The 582-nt window shown below is 38.7% G+C and carries 1 pseudogene; it reads left to right on the top strand.

The features are described from left to right. A pseudogene (locus ACFOPO_RS18465) lies at positions 1 to 582 on the top strand (ISL3-like element ISEfa5 family transposase); the annotation flags it as partial.

The raw sequence follows: 582 nt of genomic DNA on the forward strand, positions 1-582 counted from the left end.
TGTAGAAATTGTGGTTCTACTGTGGTAGATGGAAACGGGAAAGTAATTGTAGTGAAAAATGGGAAGAAGGAAACGATTGTCCGCTTTGAACAATACAATCACATGCCTTTGGTTATGCGCTTAAAAAAGCAGCGCTATACCTGTAAAAACTGTCGAACCCATTGGACGGCTCAAAGTTATTTTGTTCAACCCAGACATTCAATCGCGAATCATGTCAGATATAAAATTGCTTCTTTACTGACTGAAAAAGTATCTTTATCTTTTATTGCGAAAAATTGTCAGGTATCTTTGACCACCGTTATTCGTACGTTGAAAGAGTTTAAAAGCTACTTACCAAAGCAATCTAAGAGGATTCTCCCCAGAGTATTGATGGTTGATGAATTTCGTTCGCACGCTTCCATAGAAGATAAAATGAGCTTTATTTGCGCAGATGGCGAAACAGGACAATTAATTGATGTCTTGCCTACGCGTAAATTGCCTCGATTAACAAGCTATTTCTTAGGCTGCGCTAATCCTGAAGAAGTAAAATTTTTAGTCACAGACATGAACGCCGCCTACTTCCAGCTTACCAAACGTATTCTG

The sequence above is a fragment of the Lysobacter sp. GCM10012299 genome, from assembly GCF_042649405.1.
Lineage (GTDB): Bacteria > Pseudomonadota > Gammaproteobacteria > Xanthomonadales > Xanthomonadaceae > Lysobacter_J.